We start from the raw sequence: 676 nt of genomic DNA on the forward strand, positions 1-676 counted from the left end.
CCATAAAGCTGACTGAAGCTATTCCCTACATGACTCAAATATTTGTCCTTATAATTTGGTTCGTCCAATTGAAGGTATTCATTGACGGCATACGTCATGTTTGCCCGTCCGGTGAGCCAGAAATCGGTGTTGAAAAATTTCTGATAGTCGATGGAGCCGTCAATTCCCTGCGATTGCAACTTGCCGACATTGCCTTGCAATTTGGCGACTTCCAGACCTGCTGATACGGGGAAATTATTTCTGTCCATATAAATGTTGCTCCTGTAATCGCGGAATACATCCATCTGCAATTTCAAGGCTCCGTCTTTGAAAAAGCCTAACTCTAACCCAAGATTGTATTTTTCGGAAACCTCCCAGGTGATGTCGGGATTGGCATAACGATTGATGGTATAGCCGTTGTAGGTATTGCCGAACGTTGAGCCCCATGTATAGCCGGGTGTCGGAGTGCCGCCCATGGTTATATCCGACAGAAAAAAGAACCGTTGGTCACGTGAAGAGATGGCGTCATTGCCCACCTGTCCGTATGTAAATTTCAGTTTCAACAAACTGACGGCTTCTTTCATCGACTCCCAAAACTGCTCGTTGGAAGCCAACCAGCCGACACCTATGGAGGGGAAGAAACCGAATTGCTTACTTCCTTCGAACTTTTCGGAACCATTGTAACCGAATGCAAATT

1 protein-coding gene is annotated in these 676 nt (G+C 45.7%); it reads right to left on the bottom strand.

All coding sequences use genetic code 11. The features are described from left to right. Positions 1-676, bottom strand: a 676-nt coding sequence (locus ASC50_RS02695; RefSeq protein ID WP_158648316.1) for a TonB-dependent receptor domain-containing protein, incomplete at both ends; no start/stop codon positions are given.

It is taken from the genome of Candidatus Symbiothrix dinenymphae, assembly GCF_001431085.1.